The following is a 22,710-nucleotide window of genomic DNA, read 5'->3' as shown; positions in this document are numbered from 1 at the left end:
AGTGACTGGCACCTGCACAAAGCAATAATGTTATGGAGCTGGAGCCAACTCTACTGCCACAGCGATGAACTGAGTAAGTTGGTTAGCTGGGTTAAAGTTGTTGTCGGAGACGATGATAAGCAGTTGACGGCCGTCTGGCAGCATTGGGCCAAACGTCATCCCTTCCAAATTATCGGGCGCGACGCCAAAATCGGCTTCAATATCGAAGACCAGGTTTTTGGAAACGGGGGTGAGGGGTACGGCCGTTCCCGTTGCTTCATCATACAAATCATCATAAGCCGAAACATCAGTGGCACCTGCTAGACTAGTTTCAAAGATGCCTACCGTATTGCCTTTGCCTACTGAGAAAGCGCGTTCCATTGCCAGGAAGTTGCCGCTATTGTCCAGAGGCAGCAGTTCGACCAGACCATTGGTGCGGAAAGCGTCTGGCGGATCGGGAGCTTCTGGTACTTCGCCAACCACATAAACAAACTCATGGAGAGGCTGACGGGTGTGCAAATCATAAGCCAAAATGCGCGACCAACTCTCTTGTCCCACATCGGTAGCGGGGCCATCCTGCGCCAGCGCATTTTCAGTGGCCGTGACCAGATGTTGTCCGTTAGGGGTGATGGTTAAACTTTCAAAGGCTAGATTGTTGCGTACGCCAACGGTGCTACCATCCGGTAAATATTTATCGGGCACAGCCAACTCGCCATTTTGAATACCGCCGCGCGTAAAGCGCTTGATGAAGGGGTCAATGGGTGGCGTGGCACCTGCGCTGCCTTCAGAAGAAATGAAGAGCGAGCCGCGTGAGGTGAGGGCGATGCCTTCTGGATCGAGCGAGCCAGCGGCGAAAGGCTGACCATTTTCATCCAAAATGGTGGTGACGCGCACAAAATGGATGTCGCCATCGTCTAACGAGCCATCGGAGACGTCGATGTAAATGGTGTAGTAGCGGGCGTCGTTGATTTCGCTGCGGTCGTCGGCGATGGCGTAGTAGAGGCCGGTACGGCCGTCGTACACAATGCTAGACAAACCACCAACTTCCGTATTCTGGAACATGGTACCCGTAGGGAAAGTGACTTCACCCAAAAACTCAAAGCTGGCGACAGTTTGGGCGTCGTGGTGCGATTGGTTGCTTTGGGCCGCTGCTATCGACGCAAAGCTGAAGGTGAATAGCAGGAGCAGGATAAGCGTTAAACGGGAACGTGTTGTGGAAAACATGGAAACCTCCCAAGGTTACTGCTCACCAAAATGCGTGAGCAAATAGATAAATTTCGGCCGTTTGAGGATTATGCGACAATGATGGAAGTTAATTGGGTGGCGCAACGGCCGTAACGCAAGAAACCTGAAATGCCAGACCAACTGGTACTAGTGTAAGGACAGGGTAACACGAAAAAATAGGCAAATCAATATGGAGTTACCCTAAACTCAGTAGACGACAGGATGACGATGACACGGTAAAATTCAAGTATGGTTCAGCCAAATTATGAAGCCCAATTACACCAATTGATTACCCAAAACGAACGCGTAATGGCGATCTTGCGCACCGTGCGCCAATGCAATCCGCCGGATTGGCTGGTGGGGGCAGGCGTGTTACGTAATTTGGTGTGGGATCATCTGCATGGTTATCAACAATCCACCCCTGCGCGCGATATTGACGTGGCTTTTTTTGACGCGACGGATTTGTCGCCAGAGCGGGATGCTGAGGTAACGGCCCAGCTAACGGCCGTTTTGCCCACCGTCGCATGGGAAGCGACGAATCAAGCTGCTGTGCATTTGTGGTATGCGGAGTTTTTTGGCCAAACTTGGCCACCTTTCACCTCCACTGTAGAGGCGATTGCGACCTGGCCAGAAACGGCCACGTGTACGGCCGTGCGCCTGCTGCCCGATGACTCTATCGAAATTGTAGCTCCGTTTGGGCTTGAAGATCTGTTCCAGATGGTTTTGCGCCGCAATCCGGCACGGGTGACGGTTGCGCAGTTTCAGCAGCGATTTCAAGAGAAACAAATCTTGCAAAAATGGCCATTGGTCAGGCTGATTGATGGCTAATTTTGTGTGTGGTCCGGGTTTTAATGGCAAACGGCCGTCATGCACTCCCAAACTGCTTGCATTATAATTACCCATCTTTACCAGCTTACAAATCACAAGTCAGCCATCCAGGATGCGGAGCGAGCATTTCCCTTGTTTCTCTGTGTTCTCTGTGGCAAAAAATTACCCGCTGAGGATCATATGAAATTTGATGTAACCTTGCTTTCCCATGATTTGAACGAGATGGCGCAGATGGCGCAAACGGCCGAATCGCTCGGTTTTGACGGACTGTGGACGGCTGAAACCAACCACGACCCATTTTTTCCCTTGCTGCTCAGTGCCGAACACACCAGCAACTTGCAGCTTGGCACAGGCATTGCCGTTGCCTTCCCGCGCACGCCCGCCATTTTGGCGCAGATGGCCTGGGATTTGGCAAAGTTTAGCAACGGCCGTTTCATGCTCGGCCTCGGAACACAGGTGAAGGCCCACAATCGGCTGCGGCTGGGGGCACCGTGGGACAAGCCGCTCAAGCAGATGCGCGAAACGATTTTGGCCACCCGTGCCTTTTGGGATTGCTGGCAAAATGGCACCTCGCTCGATTTTTTGGGAGAATATTTCAAGCTCCAACTGATGACGCCGTTTTTTAACCCTGGCCCCATTGAGCAGCCGCACATTCCCATTTATATTGCCGCTGTAAACAAAGGGATGTTGCGGCTGGCGGGAGAGTTGTGTGAGGGGGTCCATCTCCATGCGCTGCATTCGGTGAAGTATCTGGAGGAGTTTGCCCTGCCGCACATTGAAGCCGGCTTGCAAAAGAACGGCCGTACCCGCGCCGATATTTCGTTGAATACGGCCGTTTTCGCCATCCCCACCGACGATCCAGCGTACGAAAAATGGGCAGAAAACCACATCAAGCAGCAAATCTCCTTTTACCTAAGTACGCCCGCTTACCGAGTATTGGCGGAACTGCATGGTTGGGAGGATACGGCCGTGCAGCTCAGCCAGCTTGCCCGCGAAGGCAGCTGGGCGCAAATGCCAAATCTCATCACCGATGAAATTCTTGATGTAATGGCCGTGCGAGGTACGTGGGCAGAGTTGCCGCAAATTATTCTCAACAAATATGGTGCCTTGCTGGATCGCGTGAGCTATTATCTTCCCTTCGTTCCCGGTGAAAACGAAGCGGGCTGGCAAGCATCAATAGAAGGTTTTGGGAAATAAGTTTGGGGTGGGTAGGGGCGGTTCGCGAACCGCCCCTACGACAGGCTGAGAAGCAAACCAGGAGCATATTTCATGTCAATTTACTTTAACGACGAACACGAAATGCTGCGTCAAACCGTGCAGCGGTTTGTGGAAACGGAAATTAATCCGAATGTGGAGGCGTGGGAAGACGGCCGTACGTTCCCCGCCCATGATCTTTTCAAAAAGATGGGGGATTTAGGCCTGCTGGGCATCACCTATCCCGAAGAATATGGTGGGATGGGGCTGGATTACTGGTATCAGGTGGTGATGCTGGAGGAAATTGGCCGGGCGCACTGTGCAGGCGTGCCGATGGCCATTGCTGTACAAACCGACATGGCGACCCCGGCGTTGGCCCAGTTTGGCACGCCCTGGCAGAAGGAAACATTTTTGAAAGCAGCGGTGATGGGAACGGCCGTATTCTCCATTGCCGTGAGTGAACCAGATGCTGGGTCTGACGTGGCTAACATCCAAACCCGCGCCGTGGCCGACGGCGACGATTACGTAATCAACGGCAGCAAAATGTGGATTACCAGCGGCACTCAGGCCGACTACCTCACCCTGCTGGCCCGCACCAGCGACGAACGCGGCTTCAAAGGCATGTCGCTCATCATCGTGCCAACAGACGTTCCTGGCTTTAGCGTGAGCCGCAAGCTGGAAAAGCTAGGCAACCACAGCAGCGACACCGCCATTCTCAGCTTTGACAACGTGCGCGTACCGCAAAGCCATCGCATCGGCCCTGAGGGACAAGGCTTTTTGCTGCAAATGCAGCAGTTCCAAAAAGAACGACTGGCAGGCGTGGTAATGGGTGTTTCTGGCATGGAACGCATTTTGCGGCTTACCATTGATTACTGTCGCCAGCGAGAAACCTTTGGCAAGCCACTCATTGAAAACCAGTGGATTCAATTCAAAATTTGCGAACTGCTCACCGAGGTGGAAGCCTTGCGCCAATTGGCGTACCATTGTACGCGGGTCTTGGTAGCAGGCGGCGACATGACCAAAGAAGTGTCGATGGCTAAGCTAAAGGCAGGTAGACTTGCCCGTGAAGTGGCCGACACCTGCCTGCAATTCCACGGCGGCATGGGTTATGTTGAAGAATATCCCATCGCCCGCTACTTCCGCGATGCCCGCCTGCTTTCCATTGGTGCAGGCGCAGACGAAATCATGCTGGGTATCATTGCCAAGTACGAAGGCATACTAACAAGATAGTATTCAGTAACCAGTAAGCCAGTAATCAGATAGCTGCTTACTGATTACTGACCAACTGAACACTGTTTACTGATTACCGAAAAAAGGGAGAAACCAACATGAACCAAATTCGCGTGATGCGCTCATTTGTAGACGCCGATGCGTTGGCCGAACTTATTCAAGCTGAGTATGGTCTGGCAGGGCCTGTGCGCTGTAAGCTATTTAGCAAAATGTTGCGCACGCAAGACAACGATCATTACAAAGTGACCACAGGCAATGGCGAAAAGTTTGTGGCCCGTGTGTATCAATTTGACACGCGACTCAATCGCCAGGAATCTGACTATTTGTATGAGGTTGATTGGCTCAACTATTTGCACCAGGCAGGCTTGCCTGTCTCTTATCCCATCCCCCGCGCCGATGCCGGCTTGTTGAGCAGTCTTAATGCCCCCGAAGGGAAGCGTTTTTACGCGCTGTTTAGCCTGGCGCCCGGGCGACCTATGTCTATAAAAAACGAGGAACAGTTATTTGTTTTGGGGCGGGAGATGGCGCGGATTCATTTGGCGTCCAATGATTATGACGTTAAGTACGAACGCCAGCCGATGAATTTGGGATTTTTGGTAGACAAACCAATTGAGCGCATCAAGCGATATTGGGATGAGGATCGCGCCAATGATTTGGAAATTTTAATGATTTCGGCCGAGGAAGCCAAAGAAGAAATTGAAGATTTATTGGCCAATGAACTTCACACGCCTGATGGCTGGGGGCCCATTGGCGGCGATTTCCACAGCAGCAGCGTTTTTTATACAGAAGATAATCAACCCACGTTTTTCAACTTCGATTTGTGTGGCCAGGGCTGGCGCGCCTACGATATTGCCGTCTTTTTATTTAACACCAATCTGATCCACAATCGAACCGCTGACCTATCTGAAGCGTTTTTTGCTGGCTACTATTCACAACGGCCGCTTTCCGACAACGAACATGCCGCCATTGCCCCGTTCATCACCATTCGGCGCATTTGGCAGACGGGCTTGTTCTCGATGAACGATGGCCTGGTAGGGCATACGTTTATTGCCCCGGCGAACAATTAGCGATTTAGTACCTGTCCGAATACTGGCCACAGAGTTCACAGAGAACTTAGAGGCAAAGGTTCATTTCTCAGATTTCTCTTTTTCCTACTTCGACTTCGCTCAGCACAAGCCTGTGGCTTTTTCGGATAGATTTTTAGGTAGGGGCGTTTCGCGAAACGCCCCTGCTGCGGGTTTTTTGCCGTGATTCGCTCAATTTTAATTGCCAACCGGGGGGAAATTGTCTGCCGCATTGTGCGCAGCTGCCAGCGGCTGGGCATTCGCACGGTGGCGGTTTATTCGGTGGCTGATGCTGGTGCCAAGCATGTGCTGTTGGCAGACACGGCCGTTGCCGTCGGCTTCCCTCCCGCCACAGAATCCTACCTCAATCAAAACGCTATTTTAGACGCCGCTCGCCAAACCAGAGTAGAAGCTATTCATCCCGGCTACGGCTTTCTGGCAGAAAACGCTGCTTTTGCCCGCGCCTGCACCCAGGCGGGCTTCAGCTTCATCGGGCCAAACCCGGAAGCGATTGAACTGATGGGCAACAAGCGGGCGGCCAAGCAGCGCATGGCGCAGGCGGGTGTACCGGTGCTGCCGGGGTATGCTGGGGAGGATCAGTCGGACGGCCGTTTCCAAACCGAAGCGCAGAAAATTGGGTTGCCTGTGATGGTCAAAGCAGCCGCCGGGGGTGGTGGTAAGGGGATGCGGCTGGTGCATGATTTGGCCGATTTGCCAGCCGCCCTATCTGCTGCCCGCCGCGAGGCGTTGGCTGCCTTTGGCTCCGACGACCTGTTGCTGGAACGTGCCCTCATGCAGCCCCGCCATGTGGAAATCCAACTGTTTGGCGACCAGCACGGCGACATCATTCACCTGGGCGAGCGCGACTGCTCCATCCAGCGGCGGCATCAAAAAGTGATTGAGGAGTCACCGTCACCTGCCTTAACCCCGGAATTGAGAACGCGCATGGGAGAAACGGCCGTTGCTGCTGCCCGTGCTGTCAATTATGACAATGCCGGAACCGTTGAGTTTTTGTTGGATCATCAAGGGAACTTTTACTTTTTAGAAATGAACACGCGGCTCCAGGTAGAGCATCCCGTTACCGAAATGGTGACAGGGCAAGATTTGGTGGCGTGGCAGATTCGCATAGCCAGTGGAGAACCATTGCCGCTGGCGCAGGACGAGATTTCACTCATGGGTCATGCGATTGAGGCGCGGTTGTATGCGGAAAATCCGGCCAACGACTTTTTGCCCGTGACTGGGTCAGTGCTGCTATGGCAGCCGCCCACAGGCGAGGGCATGCGGGTGGATGATGGCATCCAAACCGGGGATGAAATCTCGATCCATTATGACCCCATGCTGGCCAAAATCATTGTCCATGGGCCAGATCGAGCTACGGCCGTTCAGCGACTGGATCGTGTTTTGCAGACGGCCGTTTTACTGGGATTCACCCACAATTTGCCCTATCTGCAAGCCATCGTCCAGCAATCAGATTTTGTGTCTGGGCAGTACAATACCCACTTTTTGGCCGACAAGTTAGCGAATTGGGAGCCATCTGATGATGGCTTAATGCCAGGGCTGATTGGGGCGGCGTTGGCACAGTTTTATAGTTGGCCACAGCATCCCCAGAACAGCGGCTACTGGCGCAACAATCCCAACGGCCCACTCCGTATCCAGGTTTTGGTGAGGGATGAGATAATCACGGTGCTACTAGAGCCAGTTCGCTTCCAGACCCATCAATTTAACATAACAGTTGGGAGTGAGCAGTTTGCAGTGGCATGTGCGCCGCAGGAGGGGCCAGACTGGACGATGATGGTAAACGGCCGTTCCCATCAACTACTCATCGTGCAACAGGATGACGATTTTTGGGTGCAGACGAAAGCTGGCGCGATCTGTATGACTGCGCTGCCCAGGTTGCCCAAGCGAACGGCCGCATCTGCCACGGCTGGTTCCTTACGCGCCCCCATGCCGGGGTCTGTGCTGGCGGTGCTGGTGCAGCCAGGGCAAACAGTTGCCGAGGGCGACCCACTGCTCAAGCTGGAAGCGATGAAGATGGAACACACCATCCGTGCCCCGGCTGCAGGGCAGATAACCGAAATATTTTATGCCCCCGGTGATGCCGTGCCGGCCGACGCGCAATTGCTCCGCCTGGAGTTTGCCAATTGACAATTGCGCAAGGCGTGGCAAAATCTACCAAACGGCAAAATTGGTGACGGTATGCAGGCAATTGTCATCGCTGAGAATAGCGAAGAACGGGAGTTTTTAAGCTACATTTTGCGCCATACAGGCTTGGCCGTGGCGCGCACGGCTTTGGTGAAGCAGGTGCTTGGTTCGCTGCTGAAACAGCCGGTTGACCTCATTTTGCTGTCGGCCAAGAGCGGGACGGCCGTTTCCGATGATGTAGCCGCCGTTCGTACCATGTCGCAAGCGCCGCTGCTGCTGTTGCATGACCCCCTCACCGAAGACGCCACTTGCGAGCTGCTAGATGCAGGCGTGGACTTGATTTTGGAACGGCCGTACTCCTCGCGCATTTTGGCTCGGTACGTGACCGTCTTTTTACGCCGGGCAGGCTCTGTCCCAGTGTCCATTCTTACCACCATTCAATCAGAACAAATTAGCCTGGATCCCGCTACGCGCACGGTAATGTTGGCAGATAATCCAGCTCAGCCCCTTACCCCCCTGGAGTTCCGCCTGCTTTATGTGCTCATGTCCAATGCTGATCAAGTCATTCCTACCGAAGTGATTATTGAGCGCGTGTGGGGCTATAGTGGCGACGGCAATCGGGAGCTGGTCCGCGGATTGGTGCGTCGGCTGCGCCGCAAAATCGAGCCAGATCCCCACCAAACCACCTTCATCCATAACCATCCCGGCGTTGGCTACCGCTTCTCTGCTTAAGAACCCCAAGAATCCGTCCGAAAAAGCCACAGAGGAAAAAGAGAAATCCGAGAAACGAGCTTTCGCCTCTAAGCCCTCTGTGTACTCTGTGGCCAATATTTATTTAGAGAAAATCTGCGGATAATTTCTTGTTTTGACACGGCCGTATCCCTTTTGGCACGAAAATAACACGCCCCTTGCCCCGCTTTTTGCACGCTCGCCCCGTATAGTCATAACCATCAATATTCGCTTGGGTTCACACTGAACCCCTTATGTTAAGAAAGAGGATGCAAATCTCATGAGTATGGCTGAATCCAAAAATATTGGATTATGTCCCGACTGTGGTGAAGAAGTTCGTTTTAAAAAATTTCCTTTTGTGGGCCAGTTGATTGCCTGTCGGCGTTGCTCGGCGCAGCTAGAAGTTGTGCGCAAAGCCCCTGTGGCTTTACGGCTTAAAACGGACAATTGGGAAGAGGAAGAAGATATAGATTCATTTGAATCGTCCAAGTATAACCAGCGCCACAAACGAGAGTGGCGGTGATGAAACAACCCGCGGCAATTGATTGCCAAAAGGTTATTCTATTTCCTGATTAGGAGGTAAAAAGCATGACACTTAACCCGCAATCCAAAACAGAAGTTGGTATTTGCCCCGGCTGTGGTGCCCGCATTCGTTTTATTAACAAAGTGCAGGTTGGCGAATTTGTAAATTGTGATGAATGTGGCGACGAGCTGGAAGTCATTAGCAGTTCACCCATCAAGCTCGATTGGGCTTTTGAAGACCCGTTCGACGATGAATTTGATGGGGATTACGATGATGATTTCGACGACGATGATGAGGAAGATGACGACGCGTATGAATATGAAGACGACTGGGAGGATTAGCCAGTCGCCTTTCATGAACCCATAGCTCGTTTGCAAGGTAGGAAAATAACAGAAACCATTCCTGCCCATACAAACGCACAAAAAGCACCATCCACTATGAGAGATGGTGCTTTTTTTCTGAGTAGGGAGCAAAGAGATGATAAAGCAATTATCTATTAAACGCAGAAGAACACAGCGGCGGAAACGGCCGTTGCCCTGGGGAAAAATCTGGTATCAAACACGGCTCAACGTGGTCATGATTGTGGGTGCAGTTATGGCGGCCTTTGGCTATGCCATGTTCCAGGTGCCGTACAACATTGTGGCTGGCGGCATTTCTGGCATTGGCCTTATTGTGAACCATTTTGTAGGCTGGCCAGTGGGCCTCCTGTTTTGGCTGCTAAACTTGCCGCTGCTGGTGCTGGGCTTCTTTCATTTAGGGCGATGGGCTTTTGTGCTGCGTACCCTGGTGGCTGCCACCATCTTTTCCATTGCCACAGACATATTTGTGCTGTACATGCCTCAATGGCTCACTCAATATCCCCTCACCGACGATTTACTGCTGACCACCATTTACGGCGGTATTGTGGGTGGTATTGGTGGCGGCCTCATTTACCGTTCTGGCGGCACGATGGGCGGCACTGGCATTATCGGCCGCATCATTCAGCAAAAAACAGGCCAGCCGCTCAGCCAAGTTTACTTTTACACCGACGGCCTCACCATCATGGCCGCTGGCCTTGTCTTTGGCTGGGACATTGCGCTCTACGGCTTTCTTATGCTCTTTTTGAATGGGCTGGCTTCCGACTACACGCTGGAAGGCCCCAGCAGTGCCCGCACCGCCACCATCATCACCAATCGGCCGCAAGCCGTCATTGATGAACTGATGGTTCATCTGCATCGGGGCGTCAGCTTTTGGGAGGTGACGGGCGGCTTTACCGGGGAGACGCGATATCTGGTGCTGTGTACCGTCACACGGCCGCAGGTGAGGCAGGTAAAGCAGATAGTTGCCAAAGCCGACCCGGACGCCTTTGTAACCATCGGCGTCAGCCATGAGGCAATGGGCGCAGGCTTTACCCCTATGCCCGCCAGCGTGCTAAAGTAGAAAGCGTCTACGGCTCATCCGGCATGGGTTCCAGACGCGCCCATGCCAGCCAGCTCCACGGGGAGGTGGGGTATTGCTGAATGAGATCGAGGTAGGTGGCGACGGCCGTTTCCTCCTCCCCGTTCAGCTCAAAACTCAATCCAAGTAAATACCGAAGATGCGAAGGCTGATAAAAACTTTGTTCAGAATCCATCCGATCTAATGTTCGTTGGAGGACTTCTTGCAGGTAATCCAAATCATGTCCAGCCAATGTGTGCCATTGCATAATATGAGCATGGTTTGATACAAAGCCACGCAGGGAATCACCAGTTTCATCATATGTGAAGGTAGCAGAGTCATTAATGACATACGAATCAATCAGAAAATTCCCATCGATCAGCAAAGAACTGCCGGCATATTCTATGTCTAGCGCTAGGCATTCCGATCTATTTGGTTCCTCTAAAAATTCAATGGTTGAATTTACTTCAGTTCCCTGCCAGGAGTAGAGATGCTTCTCTAACCAATTGCAATTGGGAAAATCAAAGTCATAGTGGGGCTTTATTACTTGAATGTCTGGAACCGAGTCGTTGTTAAAATCAGCAATTGTGTAGTCCGTGTCAAACGCCGCACTGAATACCCTTGCATCACCAATCCACAATGTATCAAATGTTTTTATGAAACCTTCGTCCCACGAGAATATTTCAATAAAACCAGGGTGACCAACTGCGGTGCTTCCGTCTATACGCGCTACGATAATGATTTCGTTGACACCATCACCGGTTAGATCAATACCTGGCCTTAATTCACGTCCAAATAAAGAGCGGATTTGTTGTGGAGTAAATTCATTTGGAATTAAATGATAAGTTCCCAAGTTATCCTCATAGATTGGCACAAAAATTCTGAGATCGTACCTGGAAAATGTTGCTTCAATTAACCATTCGGTAAGCAAAGGATCATAATCAATTGGAATTGCCTGAAAACCAATCTCTGGTGACGACTGAACTAAAGGTTCAAACCTTATCTTGTTTTGATTGAGAAAATTTACTGTGCCGATCTGTAATGCTTGTGGAATTATTGCGGGTATGTAGTGAGAAAAACCTTCTCCTAAACAATTGTCCGTATCTTGAATTAACCAAGCTGTTTTTTCTAACTCCTCTTCCGTAAGCTTGTCATATTCAAACTTGAGCATTCTGAACAAGTCGCCAAAAGCATACTCTGCTCGATATTGGGTTTCATGATCGTAGTTGCAAGTTTCCTTCATCGTTGCCAACAAAACCTGAAATAAAATTGTTGTATCAGGAGTTGTTAGTCGGTATTTTGAAACATCCATTTCAACGAGTGGTATTTCAGGGTATGGGTGACCGTCCGGACTAGGCTCAAATCGTAGAAAACCTTCTGACGTTGGGGTCATCGTTGGTAATTGGGTGGGAGTAGCTGTAGCTGTTGCAATGTTAGTAGGCATGGCCGTTGCTTCCACAACAGCAACGGCCGTTTCCATCACAGTCGGTTCGATCATTGGAAGTGGGGTAGGAACGGCCGTACTCACCCCCAATTCTTCCCCCTCCACACAGGCCACCAATCCCAAAACCACAAAAATGACTGCGCCAACCCATCCCCATTTCATCACAAACCTCACCTGACACCTGAAAACTTGGAATCCTGAACACCTGCACACTTGCAACTTGCCCCATTATAAAACAGTAAACCACACTTGGAAACCACCCGCTCACCAGATAAAATAGTTTTATCCCAACAATTCGCGTCGCGCAATTTGCGCAATTCGCGCAATTCGCGGCAAAAATAAAAACCCACACCCTCACCGTAAGGAGCGTCTCACATGTTATACGGATTCACCGGCAACATCCTTCACGTTGATTTAACCAACGGCACATTAGAAATTGAAAATCCCAGCGAGGACTTTTACCGTCACTACCAGGGCGGCAGTCTGATGGGACTTTACTACCTCTGGCACAACACCCCCGCCAACGCCGACCCCCTCAGCCCGGAAAACACGCTCACCTTTGCCCTCAGTGCCCCCACCGGACTGCCCGTGAGCGGGCAAAGCCGCTGCACCGTCACCTGCAAATCCCCCAGCAGCGGCGGCGCGGCCGACAGCCAGGCCGGTGGCTTCTGGCCAGCCGAGCTGAAATACGCAGGCTTCGACTCCATCGTTGTCAAAGGGGCTTCTGACACGCCCGTCTACCTCTGGATTAACGATGGCGAGGCTGAACTGCGTGACGCTAGTCATCTGTGGGGCAAAACGACGCTGGACGTAGACAACATTCTACACGATGAACTGAACGACAAGCGGATCGAGATTGCCCAAATTGGCCCGGCGGGTGAAAAGCTGGCCAACTTTGCCGCTATCATGAACATGAGCAATCGGGCTTGGGGCCGCACGGGCGTTGGGGCCGTGATGGGTAGCAAGAAGCTGAAAGCAATAGCGGTGCGCGGCACCCAAAAAGTAACCCCCGCCGACAAAAAAGCGGTCGCCGCGCTGTCCAAAGCAGGTGCGAAAGGCTTCCCCGGCAGCGGCATGGAGAGCTTTGGTCGCTACGGCACCATCGGCAGCGTGATGGGACAAGATCGCGGCGGTGGCTTGCCCACCCATAATTGGGATTCAGGGGTGATGGCCAACGCCGAGGGCATCAGTGGCGAAAAGCTGTACGATGAAATTTTGCGCGGCGCAGAAGCAGGCAAACAAGACAAAGACGGCCGTGACACCTGCTATGCCTGCATTATCCGCTGCAAGCGGGTGGCTGAGGCCGAGTACAAAAACAATAAGCTTCTACCTGAATATGGTGGGCCGGAGTATGAAACGGCCGCTACCTTCGGTTCCTACTGCGGCGTGGATGATTTGCTCGCCGTCACCTACGCCAACCAGCTCTGCAACGAGTACGGTGTGGACACTATTTCTTGTGGGGCAACCCTCTCCTGGGCGATGGAATGCTTTGAAAACGAGGTGATCAATCTGGATGAAACCGACGGCATCGAGCTGCGCTACGGCAACGCTGAGGCGATGATCGCCATGCTCAAAAAGACGCTCAACCGGGAAGGCTTTGGCGACATTTTGGCCGATGGCTCTGCCAAAGCCGCAGATCGGCTGGGCAAGGGGCATGACTATCTGCTGACAATCAAAGGGCAGGAGCTGCCCGCCCACATGCCCCACGTCAAGCGCAGTCTCGGTGTCATCTACGCCTCCAATCCCTTTGGTGCCGATCATCAATCTTCTGAGCATGACCCGGTTTACAGCCAGAAGGCGTATGAGCGGTTTTACAAGCAGCGTTTAGACCAAATTGGCCTGCATATGCCACAGCATCCCAAGGTGATCAATGCCGAGAAAATCGAGTTTGCTCTGAAAACGCAGTATACGTACAGTGCCACCGACACGGTGAGCGTCTGCCAATTTGTGTACGGCCCTAGCTGGCAGATGTACGGCACACAGGAAATGGCTGACCTGATGCGGGCGGCGACCGGTTGGGATGTAACGGTGGAGGAGATTCAGGAAATCGGCCGTCGCCGCCTGAACCTAATGCGCGCCTTCAATGCCCGCGAGGGGCTGACCCGCGACGACGACACCTTGCCCAAGAAATTGCTCGCCAAACCGCTTGCAGGCGGCCGTTCCGATGGCATCGTCATTGAAAATGAGGAGCTGCAAGCTGGGCTAGATTTGTACCATGAACAGGCTGGCTGGGATGCCACCACTGGCACGCCCACCCGTGCCACACTGGAAGATGTTGGCCTCGCCTGGGTGGCAGATGGCTTAAATCTGTAATCTTTGTAGCCGCAGATTCTTTCTGCATTGGAAATTCGCGGAAAGAACCCGCGGCTACAAGTCACCATTATTTATTCACGATTCACAATTATTACGGCCGTTCCTGCCGCGATCATCACTCTGTCCTCTTCCAAAACAGGCATTGTTCCCGTTGAAATCAAACAATCGTAATTCTCTGCATTTGGCAGTGGGATGATTTGAAATAAATATCCGAGGTTGAAGAGAGCAACGGCCGTTTCCCCACCGTCCAATTCCCGCGCATACGCATAAGTTTGGGTTGCTGCATCCACATGCAGCCGGGTGCGCTTGCCGCGCTGCAAAGCTGGCAATGTGCGCCGCAAATGAACCAATCGGCGATAAAACGACAGCAATTCCTCATCCCAATCTTCTGGCTGCCAGGGCATATCGGCCCGCACGTGGTGGTCGCCACCAAAGCCAGATTGGTTCTTGTTCACCGCTTGCGACAGCCCCACCTCGGTGCCGTAATAGATGATTGGCGTGGGAGCCAGCGTAAATTGGCACAGTGCCGCTAGCTTCAGCCGATTCACGTCGCCACCTGCCATGAAGAGGAAGCGATTCATGTCGTGGTTGTCCAAAAAGCTGGCTCGATCTGCGCCGCTGGCCATGTACGCCTCGTAGCTTTGCAAAAAGGCGTCTAGCTGGGTCACATCCCACAAATCGAGGGCAAAGGCGTAGCGAAACGCGGTTGCCAACGGAAAGTCGAGCACATGGCTCATTCGCCCCCGGTAACGGCGCAGCGCATCGGGCGAATCCGTCGCCTCACCAATCGTCACTGCTTCAGGATTGGCCGCCTGCACCGCCTGACGGAACTGCACCCAAAAATCCATGCCGTGCCCGATAACGTGATCCAGCCGGAAGCCGTCTAGCTTAAATTTGTTCAGCCAGTAAACGGCCGCATCGCAAATATGCTGCCGTCCGGCGGGATCATTGGTGTCAAACGAGGGCAGCAGCTTGGCCAGACCCAAAAAACAGCGATAGTTGTCTGGGTGTTCATAAAAGACAAACCAGGAGGCGGTGTCTGCCTCTGGGTCTTCCTGGGCGGCGAGGAAGGCGGGGTGCTTCCAGGAGCAGTGGCTGGGCACAAAGTCCAAAATGACGCGAATGTTCCGTGCGTGAGCCTGCTCTACCAGCTCATGCAAATCGGCTTCGCTGCCAAGCTCTGGATCGATGGCGAACAGATCTTTCGTGTCGTAACGATGATACGTGTCTGCCAAGCCTAGTGGTGAGAGCCAGAGGCAGTTGATGCCCAGCTTTTCCAGATAAGGCAATGTTTGAGTAACGCCGCGCAGTGTGCCGCCGTGCCGAGCATGGGGGTCAGTTTGGTCAATTTTGGGGGAGAAACGGCCGTCTACCGTCCCCGGATGGTAGCGATCCAAAAAAATATGGTAAATCACCGCCTCCTGCATCCAATCTGGGCCGACGGGCTGGTCTGGCTCTACGAAGTAGGCAAAGGTTTGGATGCCCGTCTCGTCAGCCACCGGATACCAGAAGCCCTGGCCGTCGTGGGCAAACAGATCGGGCGGGGCGTCGGCGGGGCGGCCTGCCTGCCAGCCAGCGATGCGGTAGCGCACGGCCGTTCCGCCCACCTGTCCTGGCAAAATAGCCTGCCAGCGGCTCAGGTAGCCCGCACCCGCTTCCCAATCAACCATTTTTGCTACCATTGGGATTTTGTGGGAACTTTGATCTGGCAAACGGCCGTCCGTCGTAAACCACACTTCAGCCCGGTCTAATGGCATCTCGACCCCGCTGGTGGCCCAAATTTCTACAGGTTCGTCAGGTTGAGGGGCAAACGGCCGTATCGTGTTGTCGTGGCGGAACTGGTTGGCTTGTGCTGCGATCCGCTCGCGCACCATCGGCAACGGAATGTCACCAGGGGCGGTTGCGATTGCTTCATTTTCATCGTCAAAAATGTTTTTTACTTCAGCCATCGGGTATCTCTCCAAATAATGTTCTTAGCGTAACGCAGAACGCCAATTGGTTAAAAGGTTCAGTAATTGGATTCGTTCAGCTTCGCTAAATGTTGTTAGGCTGGATTGCAATGTTTCCAAATGGGCGACTTGCGCTTTTTCTCGGTGGGCATTGCCCTGGGCTGTCAAAAAAACCTGTTGGGCGCGACGATCTTCGGAGTCGGGGCGACGTTCAGCCCAGCTTTGTGCTTCCAGATAATCGACGATGCGAGTCATTTTGCTGTTGTCCACCAGCAGACGGCCGCTCAAATCCCCCATGCGCCAGCCATTGTCAACTTCCAGCAGCAGGAGGGTGTCAAACTGTTCCGGGGTGAGGTGGAACGGCCGCAGCACCCGCATCATCTCCCAAACCAGCAGCAGCAGCAGTTCCCGCAGCGTTGTAAAAAGCTCTTTTTCCATAAGATTATATTTGCAAATAATATATTCTCAAATGAGAACATTTGGTAAATTGTAGCGTAAACTTGGGAGCGTGGCAACCAAGGTTTTCGGGCTTAAAAGTTTGAAAATTTTTACATTGGGAACGGCCGTTTGTGTTATACTTGTTTACCATGTGGGGCATTACAACAAAACTGTAGGTTTGTGAAAGCCTTACCCTCCTCGTTTTGAAAATCTGTAACCGCAATCTGCGCCAATCTGCGAAATCTGCGGATAGTCTTAGGGAAATTGTCCATCATGTGTGAAAACCACAACCAGTTTGTTCACCTGCATTGCCACAGCGAATTCTCACTGCTCGATGGCCTCAGCCGCGTCAAGGATTTGGTCAACCGCGCGGCCGAGCTGGACCAACCCGCCATTGCCCTGACTGACCACGGCGCGATGTACGGTACGATGCCGTTTTATCGCGCCGCCAAGGCAGCAGGCGTCAAGCCCATCATCGGCGTCGAAACGTACCTGGCACAGCGCACCATGCAAGATCGCGACCCACAGCTGGATAAAAACCGCTTTCACATGCTGCTGCTGGCTGAAAACCAAACTGGTTATCTCAATTTGCTGCAAATCGCCAGCAAATCCCAGCTGGACGGCTACTATTACAAGCCGCGCATTGACCGTGCTTTCATGGCACAGTACAGTGAAGGACTCATCGCCACCACCGGCTGCATGGCGGCCGAAATTCCGCGCGCGCTCGGCGACAACAATCCCAAGCTGGCCAAAAAATTGATGGGCGAATACTTGGATATTTTTGGCAAAGATCGGCTGTTTATTGAGCTGCAAGAGCATTCCATCCCCGAACTGACAGAAATCAACAAGAAACTTATCGAACTAGCCCCACATTTTGGGCTGGAACACAATTTCCTAGCCACTAACGACGTGCATTACACGCTCGCCAGCGACGCTGACCCACATGAGGTGTTGCTTTGCATCCAGACTGGCTCCACCGTCAATGCGCCCAAGCTCACGTTCTCTGACAAAGAGTATTATGTCAAATCGCGGGATGAGATGTTCCAACTTTTTCAGCGTAACGGCTACCAGGAAGAGCTTATTCTGAATTCGCTGATGAACAGCCTGCGCGTCGTGGAAATGTGCGATGTGAGCCTGGATTCTGAAGGGTACCATCTGCCAGAATTTGAGGTGCCAGCCGGGCATGACCCCCACTCTTATTTGCGGCTGCTGTGTGAAAAAGGACTTATTGGGCGGTATGGTGCAGATCGTGCCGAAAATGATGCGGAGCTGCGTGCCCGATTAGACCATGAGCTAAACATCATTAGCCGGATGGGTTTTGAAACGTACTTCCTGATTGTGTGGGATTTGTGCGAATGGGCCGCCCGCACCGATGAATGGTGGGAGCAGTATCAGGACCCATTCCCGTACGATAGCTACAGCGAGTGGAAAGAAAATGATATTTGGTGGAACGTGCGTGGCTCCGGTGCTGGTTCCGTCGTGGCCTTCACGCTGGGCATCACCAGCATTGATCCGCTGGCCAATGGCCTCATTTTTGAGCGATTCCTGAATCCAGGGCGGGTTTCCATGCCCGATATTGATTTGGATTACCCAGATGACGTGCGCCATTGGATGGTCGCCTACTCCAAGCGGCGCTACGGCTCTGAGAAAGTGGCGCAAATCATTACGTTTGGAACGCTGGGAGCGCGGGCGGCGATCCGGGATGTGGGGCGGGCGATGGACATGCCGCTGGAAGAGGTGGATGTCCTTGCCCGGATGGTGCCCGCTATCCCCGGCAAGCCAGTGAAGATCGAAAATGTGCTGGACAAGGAGCATGAGTTTTACTCAAATGAGCTAGAGCAAAAGTACAAGGGGGAAACGGCCGTTCGTACCCTCCTGGATACTGCCCGCAATTTAGAGGGGGTGGCCCGCCACGCTTCCAGCCACGCCGCCGGGGTCATCATCTCCGACCGGCCTTTGCACGAATATGTCCCGCTCAATAAACCCACCAGCGGCGATGAAGGGCTAGGTGGCGTAGACCGCGTGACTCAATGGCCGATGGAAATTGTAGAGTCCATTGGCTTGCTCAAGGTGGACTTTTTAGGCTTGAGTACGCTTACCGTGATGCGTCGAGCCGCCCGCTTGATTGAAGAGCGATACGGCATCGCTTACACCATGGACAACATCCCTTACGATGAGGGGCATGTTGGGCCAGACCCCACCAAAAAACCAGAAATCTTGTTTGATATGCTGGGGCGGGGCGAGGTGGCTGGCGTGTTCCAGGTGGAAGGTGCGGGTATGCGCCGCCTGATGATGGAGATGAAGCCCCGTCGCTTTGACCACATTATGGCCGCCATTTCCCTTTACCGCCCTGGTCCGATGGAAAATATCCCCGAATATATTCGCCGGATGCACTCAGCTATCTATGATGAAAAAGACATCGTGGAGTACCATGATCCTGCTCTGGAGCCAATCTTAAATGATACTTACGGTATTTTGGTTTACCAGGAGCAAATCATCCGCATTGCCTCTGATCTGGCCGGATATGAGCCAGGTGAAGCAGACATTATTCGCAAAGCTGTCTCCAAAAAGAAAAAAGATTTAATGGAGAAGCATCATGCCCAATTTGTGGACAGGGTTGTGGCTAAGGGGTTGAGTCGAGAAGTTGGCGAAGCTATTTGGGGGGATATTGAATTCTTTGCCCGATATGGCTTTAACAAAGCTCACGCAGCCGATTACGCCAAAGTGACTTGTCAGACTGCATTTTTGAAGGCGCATTATCCGGTGGAATATCTCACCGCTATGCTCTCGGTGGAGCGGGATAACACAGAAAAGGTACGTCGCTATTTTGCCGAAGCCAAGAATTTGGGTATTGACGTGGGCCCGCCAGACATCAACAGCTCTGGCCTGGACTTTACGATTGAAGATGATGCGGAACGGCCGCTCATCCGCTTTGGTCTGGGTGCCATCAAAAATGCCGGGGCAGCAGCACTTATGACAATTATTGAGGAGCGCGAGGCCAACGGCCCCTTTGAGAGCCTGCAAGATTTGTGCAAGCGGGTGGATTTGAAGCGCGTGGGCAAACGGCCGCTAGAATATATGGCCAAAGGGCGGGTATTTGACACCTGGGGCACGCCACTGCAATTTGTGGATGCACTTGATCGTATCATCAATTTCAGCAGCAGCGAACATGCGGCTGCTTCCACAGGCCAGATGAGCCTGTTCGGCGGGGGGGCTAGCACGCCTGCGCTTAAGGTGGCCGTGGATCTGCTGCACGATCCTAAGCAAATCAAGCCCATCAAGCACAAGGAACTGCTGGAGTGGGAAAAAGAGGCGTTGGGCGTGCATGTGTCTGAGCATCCATTGGAACGGCCGTTAGCCATGCTGCAGTCCCGCACCAACGCCACCATTGGCGACATAGACGTGAATTGGAATGGCAAACAGGTGCGGCTAGCGGGCATGATCAGCACGCTGCGACCGCTCACTACCAAAAAGGGCGACCCGATGGCTTTTGCCACGCTGGAAGATTTAGACGGCAAGCTAGATTTGGTGCTGTTCCCCCGCACCTGGCAAGCGTGCCGCGACGATGTGGCCGTAGACCAGGTGATGCTGGTAACGGGCAAGGTGCAGCTAAAGGGCGAAGATGTGAACCTGATTGTGGATCGCGTGGAAACCAATTTGGAGATTGCCCAAGATGCAGATGCTACGCCTAAATCGGTGCCGTCTGCAAAACCAAAGCCCGCACGGCAAACGGCCGTTGCCTACAAACCAAATGGCAATGGACACAATCACACGCCACCGCCACCCGCCTACGTGGCAGAACCCAAACCCAGCTTGCAGCAGATGGCTCCACCAAGCGAAACGGCCACTTCGGCTTCGCTCAGTGCGGGCGTTGCCAGCAATAATCAAATACCACCGCCACCCCCAAACTTTGACGCAGATTCGGAAGCACAACCATTAACTCAGGCCGCCGACAGTAGTGGAAACGGCTTAGCTGCGAAACCAGTCAAGGAGCCATTCGTTAGCCCTGCACCCACGCGCCAAACCAATGGCATCTACAAAACCGTCGTGGTGGAGGTGCGCCCCGTGGGTAACTGGCAAGCCGCCTGCCGCCGCGTGCTCAACAAGGTGAATGAGTACGAAGGGGATGACGGGCTGGCAATTTTGATTAGTGGGCAAGATTTGAAGATGGAATTTGAAAACGGCCGTACCCGCAGCTGCCCTGAACTCCTGGAAACCCTCCGCACCATCCCCGGCATCGCCAAAGTTTACAATCAATAATATAGCAAAATGAAATGATCATTTTGCTATTCACCTAACATTCTGCTATTATTTTGACCATGTTTGAGGTAACTTACAAAAAGCAAGCTGAAAAGATGTTGCTTAAATTACCTGACCATTTGAAAAAACGCATTCGTCAAAAGATGGCAATTATTGCCCAAGACCCTTTTGGTCAGCACAATAACGTTACCAAACTTAAAGATCGTCCAGGTTATCGTTTGCGAGTAGGAGATTGGCGAGTAATTTATAGAATTATTGATGATCAAGTGTGCATTTTGGTTGTGAAGATCGCACCAAGGGGTTCTGTTTACCGATGAGCAAAGTTCAACTAATCCTCAAAGAAGGCCAGCCTGAATATGCTGTGCTACCTTATGACCTGTACACACAGCTTGTTGAAGATGCCGAAATGTTGCAGGATATTCGGGATTATGATGAAGCAATAGCTCAACTTGAAAGCGGTGAGGAAGAAATAATTCCGGCGCATGTGCCGTATGCTATTATTGACGGGGAAAATCCGATAAAGGTGTGGCGGGAGTATCGTGGCTTGACGCAGCAACAGTTGGCAGAAGCAGCGGGCATTAGCGCAGCCTATTTGTCCCAGATTGAAACAGGGAAGCGCGAGGGGAAAACGGCCGTTCTCCAAGCCATCGCCCGCGCCCTGAATTTAGACTTGGACGATGTAGTTTACAATCCACCCCCAGACGAATAACAAGAACCGAAAAAGACACTATAATGTCACCGCATTGACACCGAAAGAGTAGTGTGCTACACTGTTTACGTACTTCCTCGTTTCAATCTCTTTTACTTGGATTTACCAGGAAAGGAAATTGGGAGACTGGGCGGGGTTTAATAAGGTTTCCCCGCCCATCTGTTTTTCTAATGGGAGCCATTCATCCAGGAACGACTTTTTTGGTTTGGGAGTGGGAAGATTGATTTGCAGCAGGCGCAGCCAGCTTTGGTAAAGAACGGCCGCAATCTCTCCGTTCACGCATCATTAAATGTTCATCCCCTCACTTTAATTCTCAATCAAATCCCGCAAAGTCTTCAAATTCACCGGATCCATCTCGATTTCGTTGCCGTCTTCGTCCTCTTTCGTTTTGGGGGTTTCCAGATGGGCGGGGTGGTTAGCCCAGCGCAGGTCATTCACAAAGTTGGCAAAGCCAGATTTGCCAATAAATCCCTCGCCGATATGCTCGTGCCGATCTTTGTTGGAGCCTAGCTCATGCTTGCTGTCGTTCAGGTGGAAGCATTTAATCTTGTCCAGACCAATCGCTTTGTCGAAAGCGTCTATCGTAGTGGCGTATGTTTCTGGAGTGCGGATGTCGTAGCCCGCAGCAAAGACGTGGCAGGTGTCGAAGCAGACGCCTAGCCGCTCGTGTTCGCCAACTTCGTTGAGGATGGTAGCGATCTGCTCGAAACTACGGCCGATATGGGTGCCTTGTCCGGCCATTGTTTCCAGGCAAACAGTGACGTTGTTGGCGGATACGGCCGTTTCCGCCAACAATCGTTTCAACCCCTCAGCAATCCGCCCCATACCCGCTGCCGCATCACTTTTCATGAACGAACCGGGGTGGAATGTGAGCAAAGGCAAATCAAAGGCAGCCGCCCGCTCTACTTCGTCTTTCAACGCCTGGTACGATTTTTCCCACAGCGCATCATCTGGTGAGGCAATGTTGATGAGGTAGCTGGCGTGTACGGCAACGGGCTGGATGTGGGCATACTCAGCCGCCGCTTTCTTGTATTTTTCAACATCTTTTTCGGTGATTGGTTTGGCCTTCCACTGCCGATTGCTTTTGGTAAAGACCAGCATAGAATCGCAGCCAGCCTCGTCCCCACGGGCAAACGCCTTGAACAAGCCGCCTGCCGCGCTCATATGTGCGCCTAATCGCATAAATGACCTCGCTTTTTTTCAATGTTCGACGGCAGGACTGGCAGTCCTACGGCCGTATTTGAGTTAAGTTGAGAAAATCAAGGACT

General features: G+C 52.5%; 20 protein-coding genes. 14 read left to right on the top strand and 6 right to left on the bottom strand.

Going from position 1 to position 22,710, the window contains the following annotated elements:
• Positions 1-30: 30 nt before the first annotated feature.
• A complete protein-coding gene (locus ACOQPU_RS12590) occupies positions 31-1,203 on the bottom strand; it encodes an esterase-like activity of phytase family protein (protein ID WP_420645451.1) in 1,173 nt (390 codons plus the stop codon).
• 249 nt (positions 1,204-1,452) lie between these two features.
• Between ACOQPU_RS12590 and ACOQPU_RS12585 the strand changes: the two genes are divergently transcribed.
• From ACOQPU_RS12585 to ACOQPU_RS12545, 9 genes are all read left to right on the top strand, one after another.
• The gene (locus ACOQPU_RS12585; RefSeq protein WP_420645450.1) at positions 1,453-2,031 is read left to right on the top strand and encodes a nucleotidyltransferase family protein; all 579 of its coding nucleotides are present in this window, start codon (positions 1,453-1,455) and stop codon (positions 2,029-2,031) included.
• A 180-nt stretch (positions 2,032-2,211) separates the two neighbouring features.
• Entirely contained in the window at positions 2,212-3,228 is a 1,017-nt protein-coding gene (locus tag ACOQPU_RS12580; RefSeq protein ID WP_420645449.1) for a TIGR03617 family F420-dependent LLM class oxidoreductase, read from the top strand.
• 78 nt (positions 3,229-3,306) lie between these two features.
• Entirely contained in the window at positions 3,307-4,455 is a 1,149-nt protein-coding gene (locus ACOQPU_RS12575) for an acyl-CoA dehydrogenase family protein (RefSeq protein WP_420645830.1), read from the top strand.
• Between the two features lie 98 nt (positions 4,456-4,553).
• The gene (locus tag ACOQPU_RS12570) at positions 4,554-5,522 is read left to right on the top strand and encodes a phosphotransferase enzyme family protein (protein WP_420645448.1); all 969 of its coding nucleotides are present in this window, start codon (positions 4,554-4,556) and stop codon (positions 5,520-5,522) included.
• Positions 5,523-5,702: 180 nt separating this feature from the next.
• Positions 5,703-7,664: an acetyl-CoA carboxylase biotin carboxylase subunit gene (locus tag ACOQPU_RS12565; RefSeq protein ID WP_420645447.1), complete on the top strand. Its 1,962-nt coding sequence runs from the start codon at positions 5,703-5,705 to the stop codon at positions 7,662-7,664.
• 3 nt (positions 7,665-7,667) lie between these two features.
• Entirely contained in the window at positions 7,668-8,393 is a 726-nt protein-coding gene (locus ACOQPU_RS12560) for a response regulator transcription factor (RefSeq protein WP_420645446.1), read from the top strand.
• A gap of 277 nt (positions 8,394-8,670) precedes the next feature.
• Positions 8,671-8,913, top strand: coding sequence for a hypothetical protein (locus ACOQPU_RS12555; RefSeq protein WP_420645445.1), 243 nt, complete (start codon positions 8,671-8,673; stop codon positions 8,911-8,913).
• A gap of 65 nt (positions 8,914-8,978) precedes the next feature.
• Positions 8,979-9,254: a hypothetical protein gene (locus ACOQPU_RS12550; RefSeq protein ID WP_420645444.1), complete on the top strand. Its 276-nt coding sequence runs from the start codon at positions 8,979-8,981 to the stop codon at positions 9,252-9,254.
• A 136-nt stretch (positions 9,255-9,390) separates the two neighbouring features.
• Positions 9,391-10,332: a YitT family protein gene (locus tag ACOQPU_RS12545; RefSeq protein WP_420645443.1), complete on the top strand. Its 942-nt coding sequence runs from the start codon at positions 9,391-9,393 to the stop codon at positions 10,330-10,332.
• A gap of 7 nt (positions 10,333-10,339) precedes the next feature.
• On the opposite strand, the gene ACOQPU_RS12540 is transcribed toward ACOQPU_RS12545, so the two are convergent.
• Positions 10,340-11,773 carry a tetratricopeptide repeat protein gene (locus ACOQPU_RS12540; RefSeq protein WP_420628280.1) on the bottom strand — a complete coding sequence of 478 codons (1,434 nt, stop codon included), beginning with the start codon at positions 11,771-11,773 and terminating at the stop codon, positions 10,340-10,342.
• Here ACOQPU_RS12540 and ACOQPU_RS12535 point away from each other — a divergent pair.
• Both ACOQPU_RS12535 and ACOQPU_RS12530 read left to right on the top strand, forming a co-directional pair.
• Positions 11,760-11,951: a hypothetical protein gene (locus ACOQPU_RS12535; RefSeq protein ID WP_420628279.1), complete on the top strand. Its 192-nt coding sequence runs from the start codon at positions 11,760-11,762 to the stop codon at positions 11,949-11,951. The genes ACOQPU_RS12540 and ACOQPU_RS12535 overlap by 14 nt on opposite strands.
• A gap of 197 nt (positions 11,952-12,148) precedes the next feature.
• Positions 12,149-14,086, top strand: a complete 1,938-nt coding sequence (locus ACOQPU_RS12530; RefSeq protein ID WP_420645442.1) for an aldehyde ferredoxin oxidoreductase family protein — start codon at positions 12,149-12,151, stop codon at positions 14,084-14,086.
• A 71-nt stretch (positions 14,087-14,157) separates the two neighbouring features.
• On the opposite strand, the gene ACOQPU_RS12525 is transcribed toward ACOQPU_RS12530, so the two are convergent.
• Both ACOQPU_RS12525 and ACOQPU_RS12520 read right to left on the bottom strand, forming a co-directional pair.
• On the bottom strand, positions 14,158-16,035 hold the full coding sequence (locus ACOQPU_RS12525; RefSeq protein ID WP_420645441.1) for an alpha-amylase family glycosyl hydrolase: 1,878 nt from the start codon (positions 16,033-16,035) through the stop codon (positions 14,158-14,160).
• A 24-nt stretch (positions 16,036-16,059) separates the two neighbouring features.
• Positions 16,060-16,473 (bottom strand): MarR family winged helix-turn-helix transcriptional regulator, encoded by a 414-nt coding sequence (locus tag ACOQPU_RS12520; RefSeq protein WP_420645440.1) that lies wholly within the window; start codon positions 16,471-16,473, stop codon positions 16,060-16,062.
• 273 nt (positions 16,474-16,746) lie between these two features.
• Between ACOQPU_RS12520 and dnaE the strand changes: the two genes are divergently transcribed.
• The 3 genes from dnaE to ACOQPU_RS12505 are packed head-to-tail and all read left to right on the top strand — an operon-like array spanning position 16,747 to position 21,442.
• Entirely contained in the window at positions 16,747-20,733 is a 3,987-nt protein-coding gene (gene dnaE, locus ACOQPU_RS12515) for a DNA polymerase III subunit alpha (RefSeq protein WP_420645439.1), read from the top strand.
• A gap of 59 nt (positions 20,734-20,792) precedes the next feature.
• The gene (locus tag ACOQPU_RS12510; protein WP_420645438.1) at positions 20,793-21,050 is read left to right on the top strand and encodes a type II toxin-antitoxin system RelE family toxin; all 258 of its coding nucleotides are present in this window, start codon (positions 20,793-20,795) and stop codon (positions 21,048-21,050) included.
• Entirely contained in the window at positions 21,047-21,442 is a 396-nt protein-coding gene (locus tag ACOQPU_RS12505; RefSeq protein WP_420645437.1) for a helix-turn-helix domain-containing protein, read from the top strand. The genes ACOQPU_RS12510 and ACOQPU_RS12505 overlap by 4 nt, the downstream gene beginning before the upstream one ends.
• Positions 21,443-21,544: 102 nt before the next feature.
• Here ACOQPU_RS12505 and ACOQPU_RS12500 read toward each other — a convergent pair whose 3' ends face one another.
• Together ACOQPU_RS12500 and ACOQPU_RS12495 are read right to left on the bottom strand one after the other, a co-directional pair.
• Positions 21,545-21,721 (bottom strand): hypothetical protein, encoded by a 177-nt coding sequence (locus ACOQPU_RS12500; protein WP_420645436.1) that lies wholly within the window; start codon positions 21,719-21,721, stop codon positions 21,545-21,547.
• Positions 21,722-21,748: 27 nt separating this feature from the next.
• The gene (locus ACOQPU_RS12495) at positions 21,749-22,624 is read right to left on the bottom strand and encodes a deoxyribonuclease IV (protein WP_420645435.1); all 876 of its coding nucleotides are present in this window, start codon (positions 22,622-22,624) and stop codon (positions 21,749-21,751) included.
• Positions 22,625-22,710 lie beyond the last annotated feature (86 nt).

Source organism: Candidatus Leptofilum sp. (genome assembly GCF_965223285.1).
Lineage (GTDB): Bacteria > Chloroflexota > Anaerolineae > Promineifilales > Promineifilaceae > Leptofilum.
The sequence above is the reverse complement of the archived record's forward strand: the minus strand, read 5'-3'. Positions and strand labels throughout refer to the sequence as shown.

Excerpts from the sequence above, each read along its gene's own strand:
- ACOQPU_RS12505 (WP_420645437.1), top strand. The coding sequence starts at position 21,047 with ATGAGCAAAGTTCAACTAATCCTCAAAGAAGGCCAGCCTGAATATGCT.
- ACOQPU_RS12550 (WP_420645444.1), top strand. The coding sequence starts at position 8,979 with ATGACACTTAACCCGCAATCCAAAACAGAAGTTGGTATTTGCCCCGGC.
- ACOQPU_RS12530 (WP_420645442.1), top strand. The coding sequence starts at position 12,149 with ATGTTATACGGATTCACCGGCAACATCCTTCACGTTGATTTAACCAAC.
- ACOQPU_RS12495 (WP_420645435.1), bottom strand. The coding sequence starts at position 22,624 with ATGCGATTAGGCGCACATATGAGCGCGGCAGGCGGCTTGTTCAAGGCG.
- ACOQPU_RS12545 (WP_420645443.1), top strand. The coding sequence starts at position 9,391 with ATGATAAAGCAATTATCTATTAAACGCAGAAGAACACAGCGGCGGAAA.
- ACOQPU_RS12520 (WP_420645440.1), bottom strand. The coding sequence starts at position 16,473 with ATGGAAAAAGAGCTTTTTACAACGCTGCGGGAACTGCTGCTGCTGCTG.
- ACOQPU_RS12570 (WP_420645448.1), top strand. The coding sequence starts at position 4,554 with ATGAACCAAATTCGCGTGATGCGCTCATTTGTAGACGCCGATGCGTTG.
- dnaE (WP_420645439.1), top strand. The coding sequence starts at position 16,747 with ATGTGTGAAAACCACAACCAGTTTGTTCACCTGCATTGCCACAGCGAA.
- ACOQPU_RS12590 (WP_420645451.1), bottom strand. The coding sequence starts at position 1,203 with ATGTTTTCCACAACACGTTCCCGTTTAACGCTTATCCTGCTCCTGCTA.
- ACOQPU_RS12525 (WP_420645441.1), bottom strand. The coding sequence starts at position 16,035 with ATGGCTGAAGTAAAAAACATTTTTGACGATGAAAATGAAGCAATCGCA.
- ACOQPU_RS12510 (WP_420645438.1), top strand. The coding sequence starts at position 20,793 with ATGTTTGAGGTAACTTACAAAAAGCAAGCTGAAAAGATGTTGCTTAAA.
- ACOQPU_RS12535 (WP_420628279.1), top strand. The coding sequence starts at position 11,760 with ATGTTAGTAGGCATGGCCGTTGCTTCCACAACAGCAACGGCCGTTTCC.
- ACOQPU_RS12555 (WP_420645445.1), top strand. The coding sequence starts at position 8,671 with ATGAGTATGGCTGAATCCAAAAATATTGGATTATGTCCCGACTGTGGT.
- ACOQPU_RS12580 (WP_420645449.1), top strand. The coding sequence starts at position 2,212 with ATGAAATTTGATGTAACCTTGCTTTCCCATGATTTGAACGAGATGGCG.
- ACOQPU_RS12540 (WP_420628280.1), bottom strand. The coding sequence starts at position 11,773 with ATGCCTACTAACATTGCAACAGCTACAGCTACTCCCACCCAATTACCA.
- ACOQPU_RS12585 (WP_420645450.1), top strand. The coding sequence starts at position 1,453 with ATGGTTCAGCCAAATTATGAAGCCCAATTACACCAATTGATTACCCAA.